Annotated in this window: 12 protein-coding genes; 5 read left to right on the top strand and 7 right to left on the bottom strand. The window is 71.7% G+C overall.

Going from position 1 to position 14,729, the window contains the following annotated elements:
- Positions 1-109: 109 nt before the first annotated feature.
- Entirely contained in the window at positions 110-4,384 is a 4,275-nt protein-coding gene (locus ACFYOV_RS26910; protein WP_389091663.1) for a HAMP domain-containing protein, read from the bottom strand.
- A 462-nt stretch (positions 4,385-4,846) separates the two neighbouring features.
- Here ACFYOV_RS26910 and ACFYOV_RS26915 point away from each other — a divergent pair, with 462 nt between their 5' ends.
- Both ACFYOV_RS26915 and ACFYOV_RS26920 read left to right on the top strand, forming a co-directional pair.
- Positions 4,847-5,218, top strand: coding sequence for a PRC-barrel domain containing protein (locus ACFYOV_RS26915; protein WP_389091664.1), 372 nt, complete (start codon positions 4,847-4,849; stop codon positions 5,216-5,218).
- Positions 5,219-5,316: 98 nt separating this feature from the next.
- Positions 5,317-5,808 (top strand): ATP-binding protein, encoded by a 492-nt coding sequence (locus ACFYOV_RS26920; protein ID WP_389091667.1) that lies wholly within the window; start codon positions 5,317-5,319, stop codon positions 5,806-5,808.
- 28 nt (positions 5,809-5,836) lie between these two features.
- Here ACFYOV_RS26920 and ACFYOV_RS26925 read toward each other — a convergent pair whose 3' ends face one another.
- Positions 5,837-6,271, bottom strand: coding sequence for an ATP-binding protein (locus tag ACFYOV_RS26925; protein WP_389091669.1), 435 nt, complete (start codon positions 6,269-6,271; stop codon positions 5,837-5,839).
- A 246-nt stretch (positions 6,272-6,517) separates the two neighbouring features.
- On the opposite strand from ACFYOV_RS26925, the gene ACFYOV_RS26930 reads away from it, so the two are divergent.
- Both ACFYOV_RS26930 and ACFYOV_RS26935 read left to right on the top strand, forming a co-directional pair.
- Positions 6,518-6,694 (top strand): hypothetical protein, encoded by a 177-nt coding sequence (locus ACFYOV_RS26930; protein ID WP_389091672.1) that lies wholly within the window; start codon positions 6,518-6,520, stop codon positions 6,692-6,694.
- A gap of 140 nt (positions 6,695-6,834) precedes the next feature.
- A complete protein-coding gene (locus ACFYOV_RS26935) occupies positions 6,835-7,122 on the top strand; it encodes a DUF4190 domain-containing protein (RefSeq protein WP_389091673.1) in 288 nt (95 codons plus the stop codon).
- A 153-nt stretch (positions 7,123-7,275) separates the two neighbouring features.
- On the opposite strand, the gene ACFYOV_RS26940 is transcribed toward ACFYOV_RS26935, so the two are convergent.
- Entirely contained in the window at positions 7,276-9,180 is a 1,905-nt protein-coding gene (locus ACFYOV_RS26940; protein ID WP_389091676.1) for an AMP-dependent synthetase/ligase, read from the bottom strand.
- 152 nt (positions 9,181-9,332) lie between these two features.
- Here ACFYOV_RS26940 and ACFYOV_RS26945 point away from each other — a divergent pair, with 152 nt between their 5' ends.
- Positions 9,333-9,566 carry a DUF6480 family protein gene (locus ACFYOV_RS26945; RefSeq protein ID WP_389091678.1) on the top strand — a complete coding sequence of 78 codons (234 nt, stop codon included), beginning with the start codon at positions 9,333-9,335 and terminating at the stop codon, positions 9,564-9,566.
- A gap of 76 nt (positions 9,567-9,642) precedes the next feature.
- Here ACFYOV_RS26945 and ACFYOV_RS26950 read toward each other — a convergent pair whose 3' ends face one another.
- The 4 genes from ACFYOV_RS26950 to ACFYOV_RS26965 form a co-directional block, all read right to left on the bottom strand.
- Positions 9,643-10,731, bottom strand: coding sequence for a glutamate--cysteine ligase (locus ACFYOV_RS26950; protein ID WP_389091681.1), 1,089 nt, complete (start codon positions 10,729-10,731; stop codon positions 9,643-9,645).
- 106 nt (positions 10,732-10,837) lie between these two features.
- On the bottom strand, positions 10,838-13,066 hold the full coding sequence (gene glgB / locus ACFYOV_RS26955) for a 1,4-alpha-glucan branching protein GlgB (RefSeq protein WP_389091684.1): 2,229 nt from the start codon (positions 13,064-13,066) through the stop codon (positions 10,838-10,840).
- Between the two features lie 4 nt (positions 13,067-13,070).
- Positions 13,071-14,429: a maltokinase gene (locus ACFYOV_RS26960; protein ID WP_389091686.1), complete on the bottom strand. Its 1,359-nt coding sequence runs from the start codon at positions 14,427-14,429 to the stop codon at positions 13,071-13,073.
- Positions 14,430-14,457: 28 nt separating this feature from the next.
- Positions 14,458-14,729: alpha-glucosidase C-terminal domain-containing protein (locus ACFYOV_RS26965; protein ID WP_352165888.1), on the bottom strand; the 272-nt coding region annotated here is incomplete at its 5' end.

Genomic DNA, 14,729 nt, shown 5'->3' on the forward strand with positions numbered 1-14,729 from the left:
GCGAATGCTCCTCGGCGGCGGTGGTGCCCTGGGGCGCGGAAGGGGAGGGGCGGCCGGTGCCCCGTCCCGCCGGTGGGCGGGACCGGGCGCGCCGTCGTTCTCGCACGGTTCATGCCGGCATCCAGCGTCGCACGCAGGCGATCAGGTCCTGCGCGTCGACGGGCTTGGTGACGTAGTCGGTGGCGCCCGAGGCGATGCTCTTCTCCCGGTCCCCGGGCATGGCCTTGGCGGTCACGGCGATGATGGGCAGCTCGGCGTACTGGGGCATCGTGCGGATCTCGGCGGTGGCGGCGTAGCCGTCCATCTCCGGCATCATCACGTCCATCAGCACCAGTGCCACGTCCGTGTTGTTCACCAGCGTCTCGATGCCCTTGCGGCCGTTCTCCGCGTGCAGGACCCGGAACCCGTGCAGCTCCAGGATCCCGCTCAGGGCGAAGAGATTGCGCGCGTCGTCGTCGACGACGAGCACCGTGCGGCCGGACAGCGAGTCGTCCACCACCGGGTGCGGGGCGGGCCGCTGCGTCTCCTCCGGGCGCACCAGGGACAGCACGTCCCCGGGCTCCTCCGCGGACAGGTGCAGGGTGATGCGCTCGCGCAGCTCGTCCAGACTGGAGAGGAACTCCAGCGCCGTGCCCGCTGAGCGCTCCCGCAGCGACGCCTCCGCGTCCGCGTCCGCGCGGTGACCGCTGTGCACCAGCACCGGCACGCTCGCCAGCGCCGAGTCGCCCTGCATCGCCTCCAGGAACCGGCTGGCCTCGCCCTCCGCCACGCTCAGGTCCAGTACGACGCAGTGGCACGGCTCGGCCGCCAGGGCGCCGGCCGCCTCCTGGCCGCCGACCGCGGTGATGATGTCGACCGAGGGCCGCGAGGCGCTGCCGGCCCGGCCCTGCGTGACGTCCTGGACCACGCTCTCCGCGACCAGGGTCAGCAGCCCACGGGGCCGCTCCTCGACCACGAGCAACCGCCGCGCACGCCCGCCGCCTCCGGCCGGGGCCTCGATCGCCGGGGCGGTGCGGGCCGGCGCGTCCGGGATCGTCGAGGCGGTCTCCCGGCCGGGGAGGCGGCCGCGTCCCAACTCCTCGAAGTCCGGCCGGGCCACCGGCAGGTACAGCGTGAAGGTGCTGCCCGTCCCCGGGGTGCTGTCCACGGTGACCGCGCCGCCGAGCAGCTGCGCGATCTCCCGGGTGATCGACAGACCGAGGCCGGTGCCCCCGTACTTGCGGCTCGTGGTGCCGTCGGCCTGCTGGAAGGCGCCGAAGATCGTCTCCAGGTGCTGCTCCGGGATGCCGATGCCGGTGTCCTTCACGCGGAAGGCCACCACCGCGCCGCCGCGCACGACGCTCTCGGGCACCTCCTCGTCCGCCGCGGGCTCGATGTGCAGCTCCACACCGCCGCGCTCGGTGAACTTCACCGCGTTGGACAGCAGGTTGCGCAGCACCTGGCGCAGCCGGGAGTCGTCGGTGAGCAGGTCCGCGGGAGCGCCGGGGGCCGTGGTCACCGTGAAGTCCAGGCTCTTCTGCATCGTCATCGGCCGGAAGGTGGCCTCGACGTACTCGATGAGCTGGCGCAGCGCGACCCGCTCCGGGCTGACGTCCATCTTTCCGGCCTCGACCTTGGACAGGTCGAGGATGTCGTTGATCAGCTGGAGCAGGTCCGAGCCCGCCGAGTGGATGATCTGCGCGTACTCCACCTGCTTGGGGGTGAGGTTGCGCGAGGGGTTCTGGGCGAGCAGCTGGGCCAGGATCAGCAGGCTGTTCAGCGGGGTGCGCAGTTCGTGGCTCATGTTGGCCAGGAACTCCGACTTGTACTTCGAGGCCAGCGACAACTGCTGGGCCCGCGCCTCCAGTTCCTGCCGGGCCTGCTCGATCTGGAGGTTCTTCGCCTCGATGTCGCGGTTCTGCGCGGCCAGCAGCGAGGCCTTCTCCTCCAGCTCCGTGTTGGAGCGCTGGAGTTCCTCCTGCTGCACCTGCAGCTCGGCGGAGCGCTCCTGGAGTTCGGCCGTCAGGCGCTGCGACTCGGTCAGCAGCTCGTCGGTGCGGGCGTTGGCCACGATGGTGTTGACGTTGACCCCGATGGTCTCCATCACCTGCTCCAGGAAGTCCCGGTGGATGTGCGTGAACCGGGTCACCGACGCCAGCTCGATCACACCCAGGACCTGGCCCTCGACCACGATCGGCAGGAGCACCAGCGCGGTCGGCACGACCTCCCCGAGCCCGGAGGAGATGGTCACGTAGTCCGGCGGCAGCTCGTCCACCGTGATGGCGCGCCGGCTGCGCGCCGCCTGGCCGACCAGGGTGCGGCCGAAGGGGATGCGGACCGGCCGGTCGCCGTCCGGATAGCCGTAGGAGCCGACGAGACGCAGCTCGGGCCCGTCCATGCCCTCCTCGGCCAGGTAGAACGCCCCGTACTGGGCCGACACCAGCGGCACCAGCTCGTCCATGATGAGCTCGGCCACCACGGGCAGGTCCCGGTGGCCCTGCATCAGGCCCGAGACACGGGCGAGGTTGGACTTCAGCCAGTCCTGCTCCTGGTTGGCCCGGGTGGTCTCGCGCAGGGACTCCACCATCGAGTTGATGTTGTCCTTGAGCTCGGCGACCTCACCGGAGGCCTCCACGTTGATCGAGCGCGTCAGGTCGCCCTCGGCGACGGCGCTGGTGACCTCCGCGATGGCCCGGACCTGCCGGGTGAGGTTGCCGGCCAGCTCGTTGACGTTCTCCGTCAGCCGCTTCCAGGTACCGGACACGCCCTCCACCTCGGCCTGGCCGCCGAGGCGTCCCTCCGTGCCGACCTCGCGGGCGACGCGGGTGACCTCGTCGGCGAAGGCGGAGAGCTGGTCGACCATCGTGTTGATGGTCGTCTTCAGCTCCAGGATCTCGCCGCGCGCGTCGACGTCGATCTTCTTCGACAGGTCGCCCCGGGCCACGGCGGTCGTCACCAGCGCGATGTTGCGCACCTGGCCGGTGAGGTTGTTGGCCATGGAGTTGACGTTGTCGGTGAGGTCCTTCCAGGTGCCCGCCACGTGCGGTACGTGCGCCTGGCCGCCGAGCCGTCCCTCGGTGCCGACCTCGCGGGCGACGCGGGTGACCTCGTCGGCGAAGGCCGACAGCGTGTCGACCATCGTGTTGATGACCTCGGCCAGCGCGGCGACCTCACCCGCCGCCTCGACCGTGATCCTCTGCGACAGGTCGCCCCGGGCCACGGCGGTGGCCACCTGGGCGATGGAGCGGACCTGACCGGTCAGGTTCGACGCCATCACGTTGACGTTGTCGGTGAGGTCCTTCCAGGTGCCGGACACGCCCCGCACCTGCGCCTGGCCGCCGAGGCGTCCCTCGGTGCCGACCTCGCGGGCGACGCGGGTGACCTCGTCGGCGAAGGCGGAGAGCTGGTCGACCATCGTGTTGATGGTGTTCTTCAGCTCCAGGATCTCGCCGCGGGCGTCGACCGTGATCTTCTGTGAGAGGTCGCCCTTGGCGACGGCGGTCGCCACCAGGGCGATGTTGCGGACCTGGCCGGTGAGATTGCCCGCCATGAAGTTCACCGAGTCGGTGAGGTCGCGCCATGTGCCCTTGACGCCCTTCACGTCCGCCTGGCCGCCGAGGCGTCCCTCGGTGCCGACCTCGCGGGCGACGCGGGTGACCTCGTCGGCGAAGGCGGAGAGCTGGTCGACCATCGTGTTGATGGTGTTCTTCAGCTCCAGGATCTCGCCGCGGGCGTCGACCGTGATCTTCTGTGAGAGGTCGCCCTCGGCCACCGCGGTCGTCACCTGGGCGATGGAGCGGACCTGGCCGGTCAGGTTGCCCGCCATGTGGTTCACCGAGTCGGTGAGGTCGCGCCAGACCCCGGCCACCCCCGGAACCTGCGCCTGGCCGCCGAGGCGTCCCTCGCTGCCGACCTCGCGGGCGACGCGGGTGACCTCGTCGGCGAAGGCGGACAGCTGGTCGACCATCGTGTTGACGGTCTCCTTCAGCTGGAGGATCTCGCCGCGGGCCGGCACGTCGATCTTCTGCGACAGGTCGCCCTTGGCCACCGCCGTCGCCACCTGCGCGATGTCGCGCACCTGCGAGGTGAGATTGCCCGCCATGGCGTTCACGGAGTCCGTCAGGTCGGCCCAGGTGCCCGAGACCCCCGGGACCTCGGCCTGACCGCCCAGCGTGCCCTCGGTGCCGACCTCCCGGGCCACGCGCGTGACCTCGGAGGTGAACACGGACAACTGGTCCACCATGCCGTTGAAGACCTTCGCGATGTCCCCCAGGAGACCGTCCCCGTCGTCCGGGAGCCGGGTGCCGAAGTCACCGTCCCGGACCGCGGTCAGTCCCGCCAAGAGCTGCAGCAGCTCCTGGTCGCCCCGCACCGCGTCCACCTCGTCGGTGCCGTCGCTGGCCATGCGCACCCTCGTTCCGATCCCCAGGAGTTCTCGGGTACCCGAGAACTCGACAATTCCCCACCGGGCCGTCCCCCGGCCCGGCAAATACATGTGCATTTCCGCACTTCACGGACCTGCCCGATGAGAAATACGCTGAAGGCTAACCCAGGTCCCGAGCGCGGAACAAAGCGCTGGACTGTGTGGAAATCGCAGGTGGCAAAACCGCGAGGTCGGTGCATACCCCGGCCGAAGGGGGGTACCCGGCACCATTTTCGGCCGGGGCGCGACGGCGGCCCGCCGGTGCCCGGGAAGCGGACGGTGGCGTAAAGGCGCCGTCGGCCCGGTTCGGGGCCGCGCCCGCCGAATGCGCCTGCGGGAGCCGGGTATTTGCTGCTGTGGAGCGGGGTGGGCCGTACCGCTCGATCCGTACGGGGCCCGCCCGCCCACGGGGATCCGTCACTCATCGGGGAGGCAAGGAACAGCGTGCCCATCGACAGCATCTGGTCGTACGCGCCGGACCTGGACCATGTCCGGACGCAGGACCTGACGGGCTACACCGTCGTCGCGAGTGACGGCACCATCGGCCACGTGGACCGGCAGGCCGAGCACCACGGCATGCGGCACCTGGTCGTCGACACCGGTGTCTGGGTGTTCGGCCGGAGCGTGCTCGTGCCGGTCGGGGTGGTCGCGGGCATGCACCACGGGGAGCGGCGGATCACGGTGGCCTGCACCCGGGCGGAGGTGAAGGCCGCGCCCCGGTTCCGGACCGACAGCGAGACCATGGACCCCGAGTACCTCGCGAGCGTCGGCGACTACTATCACCGACTGCCGCCGCGTGAGACCGCCACCGGGTGAGCGCCGCGTCGCGCCGACCGGGTCCGGCCGCGCAGGCGGCGGCCGGGCGCCGTGCCGCGCGGCGGACCTCGCTCGCGACATCCAGGGATACCAACGACATGCATGTGACCGACGGAACGGGCCCCGCGCGGCTCGGTGGCGCGTCCGGCGACCCGCAGGGACAGCGGGAGCCGCTCCTTCCGGTGGGCAGCGCCGCGAGCGCGAGGGCGCACGCCGAGTCGACGGTGCGCACGCAGTGGGCGGCCGCGGGCCGCGTCCCGCGCGACGAGGACATGATCGACCTGTCGCTGGTCGTCTCGGAACTGGTCACCAACGCGATCCGGCACGGCGACGGGCTGGCCGGCTTCGACGCCCTGACGACCCCGGAGGGCGTGCGGATCGCCGTGCACGACAACAGCGACGTGATTCCCGAGGCCGCCCGCGGCTCCGTGTCCTTGCCGGCCGGGCACCGGGTCAGCGGGTACGGCTGGCCCCTGGTGATCAGGCTGGCGAAGGACGTCGACATTCGGCGTCGCCCGGGGGGCGGCAAGACCATCAGTGTGCTGGTCCCGCTGCGCGAGGCGCCCGAGATGCCCTCCGGCGGGCGCTGAGCCCGGGGCGCGTGCGGCCCCCGGAGGTTCACCAGGGCAGGAAGACGTGAATGTCCTTGCCGTGGTCGTCGGTCACGACGCTGACCTGGTCGCACAGCGTGTGGATCAGATGCCAGCCGATGCCGCCCCCGCCGCGGCTCGGATGGAAGGGGCGCGGGGCGGGTTCGGTGGTGCTGGTGTCGTGCACCATCACGTGCACACCGTCGAAGGTGCGGCGCAGCTTCAACGTGAACGGGCCCGGCGCGTACTGCACCGCGTTGGCCGCCAGTTCCGTCACCACCAGGAGTATGTCGTCCCAGTGCTCCGGCGCGGACGGCGCCGACACACGGGCCAGGTCGAAGAGGAACTCCTCCGCGACCAGGCGTGCGTCGGTGACGTCGTGCAGCTCCCCTGGGAAGCTGGCGACGCGGCTCGTGATCTCCTCGGCAGCCAGTGTCTTGTCCCTACGCGGCTCGGTTGCCATCTCGCCTTCCCGGCCCCGGCTCTCACGGGGCTGTCGTCCTTCCCCCTGCGTCTCCTCCGTCTGTGGGTTCCCGTGCCGGCGGAGCCTACGCGCCCGCATGCCCGAGAGCGGTGAACGACAAACACGCCGCTCACCGGCGGGCCGGGACCGGGGTGCGGGGGCTGCGGCTCGGGAACGGGGGCAGACGCGTTGTCAGCGGTTCGGTTTCCGTGAACATGACCGATCACTTCGTGGAATGGAGGACCCATGCTCGCCATGGCGTCGGCGGTTCTGTTTTTCATCGCGTTTCTGATCAATGCAGCGGACATCTCGACGAACGACGTTTTCTCCTCGACCAACGTCATGCTGCTCGGGTTGCTCGCCCTGGCCCTGCACGTCGCGGGAGTGGGCGGCGGCTGGACCGCCCGGGGACGGCGCCGCTGATCCCACCGGAATGCCCTGCATTTCCGTCAATGAGCCGGAATGTGCAGGGATGTGACGGGCACTCGGAGAAGCAGAGAAACACCGGCGCGTTCCACGGTGGAACGCGCCGTGATCCCACCACCCGAGAGCGGGAGATCCTGATGACGAGTTACGGCAGTTCCCCTGCCGCCTCTTCCGGTTCGCGCACCAACGGTCTGGCCATCGCGAGCCTGTGCTGCGGAATCATCGGCTTGCTCTTCGCGAGCGTGATCCTCGGGCCCGTCGCGATCGTGCTGGGCTTCGTCGGCCTGCGTCAGGCACCGGCCAAGGGCGGGGCGGGGATGGCGAAGGCCGGTATCGTCCTCGGTATCGTCGACCTGGTCCTCTTCGCCGTCATGCTCGCCGTGTCCGCCGCCAACGGCGGCTTCGGCTGGTACCTGGGCGGCTGACCGCGACCGGTCCGGGACCGCGTCGGGCGCGACCTCGTCGTCCGGCAGTGCTGCCGTCCGGCAGAGCATCGTCCGGCAGTGCGCCGTCCGGCGCACATGGAAGGGGCGCACACCCGTGGGAGTGGGTGTGCGCCCCTTCCGCGCGCCGGGCGCTCAGCGGAACACGTTGTCGGAGTCGTCCCAGTCCGGCGACTGCGGTGGCGCCGGTGCCCGCCCGCGGCGCGCACGCGATTGGTACATGGCGTCGATCTCCAGCGCGTAGTGCCGCACTATTTCGTCGCGGCGCAGCTTCATCGACGGGGTCAGCAGCCCGTTGCTCACGTCGAACGGCTCCGGCAGCACCCGGAACACCCGGATCGACTCCGAGGGCGAGACACTGCTGTTGGCCGCGGCCACCGCCCGCGCCACCTCCTCGCGCAGCGCGTTCTCCTCCCGCGCCTCCCGCAGCGGCGCGTCGCCCGGCAGGGACAGGGCCGCCCGCCAGTGCGTCAGGAAGTCCGGGTCCAGCGTGATCAGGGCACCCACGCAGGGGCGGTTGTCGCCCACGACCACGGCCTGGTGGATGAGCGGGTGCATCCGCAGCCTCTGCTCCAGCGCGGCCGGCGCCACGCTCTTGCCGCTGCTGGTGACGATGATGTCCTTCTTGCGGCCGGTGATCGTCAGATACCCGTCGGAGTCGAGCCGGCCGAGATCGCCCGTGGCCAGCCAGCCGTCGTTCAGCGCCGCCCGGGTCGCGGCCGGGTCGCCCACGTAGCCCTGGAAGACCGACGGACCGCGCACCAGGATCTCCCCGTCCTCGGCCACCCGGATCTCCGTGCCCGGCAGGGCCCTGCCGACCGTGCCGGACTTCTCCCGGCCGAACGGCTGCATGGTGACCCCGCCACTGGTCTCGGTCAGCCCGTACCCGTCGTGGACGTAGATGCCGATGCCCTCGTAGAAGAGCGACAGGTCCCGGCTCAGCGGCGACCCGCCGGAAGTGGCCCGGCGCACCCTGCCGCCCAGCGCGGCCCGCAGCCGGCGGTACACCGTCCGCTCGTACAGCGCGTGCTGCAACCGCAGGTCGAAGCCGGGTCCGGGGCCGCGGCCCAGCCGGTGCCGTTCCACCGCCGCGGCGAAGTCCCGGGCCGTGTCGGCCGCCCGCTCGAACAGCGTGCCGCGTCCCGACTGCTGGGCGGTGCGCAGGAAGTTCTTGTAGATCTTCTCGAGCAGCGACGGCACGGCGTGGAGATACGTGGGCCTCAGCGTGCGCAGCGCCGAGGACAGCGAATCCCCGCCGAGGTCGGGCTCGTGCCCCATCAGCAGACCGCCGCGCACGCACAGCCCCTGGATCATCAGCCCGTACACGTGGGAGAACGGCAGGAAGGCGAGGACGGTGCCCTGTTCACCCGGGGGTGCCGCGGTGTGGCCCCAGCCCGCCAGGAGGGTGTCGCACGGGGCGGCCAGACCGCGGTGGCTCAGCGCGCAGCCCATGGCGCGGCCCGAGGTGCCCGACGTGTAGGCGACGACGGCCGACGCGTCCGGGAGCACGATCCGGCGCATCGAGTCCACCGTGGCCGGTGGAATGAACCGCCCGCGCGCGACCAGCTCGTCCAGCGCGCCCGCGTCCAGCTGCCAGACGTGCCGCAGCAGCGGCAGCGAGGCGCAGACCGATCCGACGGTCATCACGCCCTGCTCGTCCTCGACCACCACGGCGACGCAGCCCGCGTCCCGCAGGATCCACTCCACCTGGTCGCGCGAGGCCGTCGGGTACACGGGGACGACCTCGGCGCCGACGGTCCACAGCGCGTAGCACAGGACCGTCCACTCGTACCGGGTGCGCGCCATGACGGCCACCCGCCGGCCCGGCGCGATCCCCGACGCGATCAGGCCCTTGGCCAGGTCCACGACCTCGTCGCGGAACTCGGCCGCGGTGATCCGTTCCCAGGCCGTCGACGACGCCGTGGGGCGCCGGGCCAGCATCGGCAGGGTGGGGCTCTCGGCCGCCGTCTCGAAGAGACTGTCGGCGAGGCCGCCGGTCAGGGGCGAGGCGGATGGGGGAGCGAGAGCGAGGTCGCGCATGCACTGCTCCTGACGTGTACGGGCGGTGACTCGGCCGACGAACACCGTCATCGGCGGTGCCTGAATGTAGTCGAGCCGGAGCGCTGCGGGGCCGGGATCGCGCAAGTGTGCCCGCACTGATGATCTCGGCCGGTTCGGGGGACCCGGGGACCATGAGCCACGTCAATCCTGATCCCGAACCCGAACGCAGCACCGGCCTCGAACCGGGCGGCGGCGTACCCCCGGGCGAGACCCCGCCCGCGGAGAGCAGCATGCCCGAGGCGGGCCCCCGGGAGACCCACAATCCCCCCAAGGGCTGGGCCAAGGGGCCGATGACCGTGATCCTGCTCCTGGTGGTGCTGATCGCGGCCTTCTTCCTGGCCTACGCCATCGTCCTCATCGTCTGAGAGTCCTCATCGTCCGAGAGTCCTCATCGTCCGAGAGTCCTCACTGTCCGAGAGACCGACGTGCCGACGGGACGCGTCACCCCTGGGTGTGCCGGACGCACTCGGTGACGACGTCCCGGAGGCTGCCCGTGCGCTCCATCAGCTCGCGCTGCACCTGTGCCCCGTTGCCCTCGCGCAGCAGCGCGGCGCAGTCCTCCCGAGCCCGCTCGAGGTCGCCGTGGTCCTCCAGCGCCTCTGCGGCGTGGTCCAGCAGGGTCCGCACGACCGTCTCCGCGGGCATGCGGCGCATGGTACGGGGGTGCAGCAACTCGCCGGTGAGCCCGGAGCGGGCCGCCTGCCAGGCCGCGAGCCGCAGCAGGCTCACGCTGTGGTCGACCGGCTCCCGGCCGGCCCGCCACTCACGGGCGGCGGTCTCCACCAGGCCGCGGGCCAGGGTGGCGATCAGTCCCGCCGTCCGCGCGTGCAGGCAGACGTCGGAGACCCGGATCTCCACCGTCGGGTAGGTCTGGGACAGCCGCGCGTCGAAGTAGATCATCGCCTCGTCGAGGATGACGCCGGTGGACACCATGTCCGCGACCCGCCGGTGGTACCGCTCGGCCGAGCCGAAGATCTCGGTGGGCCCGGCGGACGGCCAGCGCTGCCACACCCGGCTGCGGTAACTCGCGTACCCCGACTCCTTGCCCTGCCAGAACGGCGAGTTCGCGCTGAGCGCCGCCAGCACCGGCAACCAGGGCCGCAGCCGGTCGACGACCGCCACGCCCTCCTCGTCGGACTCCACCGAGACGTGCACGTGACAGCCCATGACGAGCTGCTCGCGGGTGGCGATGCCGTACTGCCTCTCCATCCACTGGTAGCGCCGGTTGACGCCGATGGCCGGACTGACCGGCAGCGGGGAGGTGGCCAGCGCGGCGACCGTGCAGCCGATCTCCTCCGCGTGCCCGGCGGCCTCCTTGCGGCAGCGGACGATCTCGGCGTGCAGGCTCTCCATGGACGACTGCGGATGTGTGGCGAACTCCAGCATCTGCTCATGGAGTTCCTTCTCGAAGACGTCCTGGTCCGCGTCCTGCCGGACGGCGCGGGCGAGCACCGCCGCGGACATCGCCCGTGGTTCGCCGGTCTCCGGATCGACCAGGAGGAGTTCCTCCTCCACTCCGACGGTGCGCACGTGATGCCGCCTTTCTGTGACCTGCCGCGACGCCGTACCGGTCTCGGCCGTACGACGTCGAATGCCCCGCCGGGGGCGTCGGACACCTGGCGGCGCCGCGGCGTTCTCACAGAGCGGACGGCGCCAGCCACACGGTCGCGAGCGGCGGCAGGGTGATCGTCGCGCAGCCGTCCTCGGGCTTGACCGGGTCCGGGTTGGTGACGTCCCCGCCGCCGTAGCGAGCCGCGTCGGTGTTGAGGATCTCCTCCCAGGCGACCACGTCGTCGCCGACGGCGAGCCGGTAGCCGTGCCGGACGACGGGGGAGAAGTTCGACACCGCGAGCAGCGGCCGGCCCTCGGCGTCGTAGCGAAGGAAGGCGAACACGTTGTCCTCGGCCGCGTCCACCGCGACCCAGCGGAAGCCCGACGGGTCGGTGTCCCGCTGCCACAGCGCAGGGGTCGCCCGGTAGCGCGCGTTGAGATCGCGCACCAGGTCCCGCACCCCGTGGTGGTCGCCGGCAGAGTGGTAGTCGTCCTCCAGCAGCCACCACTCCGGGCCGTGCTTCTCCGACCACTCCGCGCCCTGGGCGAACTCCTGTCCCATGAACAGGAGTTGCTTTCCGGGGTGGGCCCACATGAAGCCCAGGTAGGCGCGCAGGTTGGCCCGCCGCTGCCACCAGTCGCCCGGCATCTTGGACACCAGCGCCTGCTTGCCGTGCACCACCTCGTCGTGCGAGATGGGCAGCACGTAGTTCTCGCTGTAGGCGTACACCATCGAGAAGGTCATCTCGTGGTGGTGGTATTTGCGGTGCACCGGCTCGTGGGAGACGTACTCCAGTGAGTCGTGCATCCACCCCATGTTCCACTTCAGGCCGAAGCCCAGGCCGCCGGTGTCGGTGGGCCGGGTCACCCCGCCCCAGGCGGTCGACTCCTCCGCGATGGTCACCACACCGGGGCAGCGCCGGTACACGGTGGCGTTCATCTCCTGGAGGAACGCCACCGCCGCCAGGTCCTCCCGGCCACCGTGCGCGTTGGGCTCCCACTGACCGTCCTCGCGGGAGTAGTCCAGGTAGAGCATGGAGGCGACCGCGTCCACCCGCAGCCCGTCGATGTGGAACTCCTCGCACCAGTAGACGGCGTTGGCCACCAGGAAGTTCCGCACCTCCGTGCGGGCGAAGTCGAAGGTGTACGTGCCCCAGTCCGGGTGCTCCGCGCGCCGGGAGTCCCCGGGCTCGTACAGCGGATCCCCGTCGAACCGGGCCAGTGCCCAGTCGTCCTTGGGGAAGTGCGCCGGGACCCAGTCCATGATCACGCCGATCCCGGCCCGGTGCAGCGCGTCCACCAGGTACCGGAAGTCGTCGGGCGAGCCGAGCCGCGCGGTGGGCGCGTAGAAGCCGGTGACCTGGTAGCCCCAGGACGGGCCGAACGGGTGCTCGGCGACCGGCATCAGCTCGACGTGCGTGAAGCCCAGGTCCTTCACGTAGGCGGGCAGTTCCTCGGCCAGCCGGCGGTACGTCAGTCCGGGGCGCCAGGACGGCAGATGCACCTCGTACACCGAGAACGGCGCCTCGTGCACCGGCGTGGCGGCGCGCCGGGCGAGCCAGTCGGCGTCGCCCCACTCGTAGTGGGAGGCGGTCACCACGGACGCCGTGTTCGGCGGCTCCTCGGTACGGCGCGCCATCGGGTCGGCCTTGAGGAACCGGTGGCCGTAGCGGGAATGGATCTCGAACTTGTACCGGGTGCCCTCGCCGATGCCGGGCAGGAACAGCTCCCACACGCCGGACGAGCCCAGGGAACGCATGGGGAAGGCGGTGCCGTCCCAGTGGGTGAAGTCGCCGGCCACCCGCACGCCCTGCGCGTTCGGCGCCCACACGGTGAAACGGGTGCCGGGCACGCCCTCGTGCGTCATGGGGTGCGCGCCGAGGGCCCGCCACAGCTCCTCGTGCCGGCCCTCGCGGATCAGGTGCAGGTCCAACTCCCCTAGCGCCGGCAGGAACCGGTACGGATCGTGCACCTCCACGGCCTCGTCGTCCCCGTAGGCCACCGCAAGCGTGTACGCGGGGACCGTGTCCAGGGGCAGCACGACGGAGAACAGGCCGTCGCCCTCCGACACGAGCGGGGTGCGCTCGCCGTCGACGACCACGCTCACCTCGCGGGCGAAGGGGCGCAGCGCCCGGAAGGCGACCCCGCCGGGCACCGGGTGGGCACCGAGCAGGGCGTGCGGATCGTGGTGGGCGCCCGCCAGCAGGCGCCCGCGGTCGGTGGGATCCGGCGCGGGCGCGGTCCCGTGCGCCGCGGGGGCGGACGGGGCGGCCCCGGCCGGTTCGGGAAGCGGGGTGGTGTCACGCAGGGCCACGGCTTCAGTCTCCTCTCACGGCGAGGCGCTCGATCGCCGCCATGGGTACGGGCAGCCAGTCGGGTCGGTGCCGGGCCTCGTACAGCACCTCGTACACGGCCCGGTCCGTCTCGTAGGCGCGGAGCAGGCCGTGCTTCTTGCGCGGGTCCCAGCCGGCCCGGGCCGCGTAGCCCGCGCAGTAGGCCTCGCGGCAACGACGCGCCCACTCCGGGCGCCAGGGACGGCGCTGGCGGGCGGCGTAGTCGAAGGAGCGCAGCATCCCCGCGATGTCCCGCACGGGGGAGTGGGCGCTGCGCCGCTCCGACAGCGGCCGGGACGGCTCGCCCTCGAAGTCGATGACGAACCACTCGCGGCCCGCGCGGAGCACCTGACCCAGGTGCAGGTCGCCGTGGATGCGTTGGGCGGGCGGTCCGGCGTCACAGGTGGTGAGCGCGGCGAAGGCGGCCCGCAGCCCCGGCACGAAAGGCTGGAGCGCCGGCACGCAGTGCGCCGCCGCCGTCAGCCGCTCGGTCATCGCGGCCGCCGTGCGCCCGTTCTCGCCGGGCGTGCCGACGGGGAAGGCCGAGGCCAGCGCCAGGTGCACGTCGGCGGTGGCCCGGCCGAGGGCGTGGGCCTGCGCGGTGAAGTCGTCCCCGGCGGCCAGGGCGTTCAGGGCCAGCGTCCAGCCGTCGGACGCGTCGCGCAGATACGGCTGGAGCACGCCGAGGGTGGCCTTGAAGGGGTGCGTGGTGCGGAACCAGGCCACCGGGGCGGGCACCCGGTGGCAGCCCTGGCGGGCCAGCGCGCCGGGGACCTCGAGGTCCGGGTTGACTCCGGGCTGGATGCGCCGGAAGACCTTGAGGATGTACTCGTCGCCGTACACCAGCGAGGAGTTGGACTGCTCGGCGTCCAGCAGCCGGGGCACCAGGGCGGCGGGCACGGGCTGGGAGGCGTCGCTCTCGAAGCGCAGCGGGCCCGCCGAGCCGGGCAGCCGCAGCCGCTCCAGCAGCAGCTGTGCCGCCCGCGGGTCGTAGAGGGCGTCGTAGACCGTGAGCCCGGCCAGCGGGCCGTCCTGCACCCGGCCGATGAGGGCCCGGCCCAGGCGCGGTGACGGGTGCTCGCGCACACCGAGCAGGAGCTGGTAGCAGTCACCGGCGGGGGACGTGCCTCCGGGTGCGGGGACACCGCCGTTCCCGGCGTGGACCAGCACGTGCAGACAGCCCGGGAACAGCTCCGTCATCGACAGCACACCGAGTTCGGTGACGGGTCGGTCCTTGCCGGCGAACCAGCGCTGCCGCGGCAGCCACTCGCGCAGCAGCCCGGCGAGCGACTCCATGGGCTCGGCGGGCGCGCTTCGCGGGCGCAGGAATGCGGTCTTCGTCATGGTGACGCCTCCTCTCGTCGGCGCACGCTCACAGTCGTCGGCCGATGCGGGATGCGACTCGGGTGAGCCGGAACCAGTAGAAGCCGTGGCCCCCGAGGGTCAGCAGGTACGGCAATTCGCCGATGGCCGGGAAGCGGACACCGCCGAACAGCTCGACCGGATGGCGTCCGTCGAACTCGCGCAGGTCGAGCTCGGTGGGCTGGGAGAAGCGGGAGAAGTTGTTCACGCAGAGCACCAGGTCGTCCTCGTACTCGCGCAGGAAGGCGAGGACCGCGGGGTTGGAGGAGGGCAGCTCGGTGT

It is taken from the genome of Streptomyces sp. NPDC005931 (assembly GCF_042871235.1).
Lineage (GTDB): Bacteria > Actinomycetota > Actinomycetes > Streptomycetales > Streptomycetaceae > Streptomyces.

Coding starts and splice junctions, on each gene's coding strand:
- ACFYOV_RS26925 (WP_389091669.1), bottom strand. CDS start 6,271: ATGGCAACCGAGCCGCGTAGGGACAAGACACTGGCTGCCGAGGAGATC.
- ACFYOV_RS26945 (WP_389091678.1), top strand. CDS start 9,333: ATGAGCCACGTCAATCCTGATCCCGAACCCGAACGCAGCACCGGCCTC.
- ACFYOV_RS26940 (WP_389091676.1), bottom strand. CDS start 9,180: ATGCGCGACCTCGCTCTCGCTCCCCCATCCGCCTCGCCCCTGACCGGC.
- ACFYOV_RS26910 (WP_389091663.1), bottom strand. CDS start 4,384: ATGGCCAGCGACGGCACCGACGAGGTGGACGCGGTGCGGGGCGACCAG.
- ACFYOV_RS26930 (WP_389091672.1), top strand. CDS start 6,518: ATGCTCGCCATGGCGTCGGCGGTTCTGTTTTTCATCGCGTTTCTGATC.
- ACFYOV_RS26935 (WP_389091673.1), top strand. CDS start 6,835: ATGACGAGTTACGGCAGTTCCCCTGCCGCCTCTTCCGGTTCGCGCACC.
- ACFYOV_RS26960 (WP_389091686.1), bottom strand. CDS start 14,429: ATGACGAAGACCGCATTCCTGCGCCCGCGAAGCGCGCCCGCCGAGCCC.
- ACFYOV_RS26920 (WP_389091667.1), top strand. CDS start 5,317: ATGCATGTGACCGACGGAACGGGCCCCGCGCGGCTCGGTGGCGCGTCC.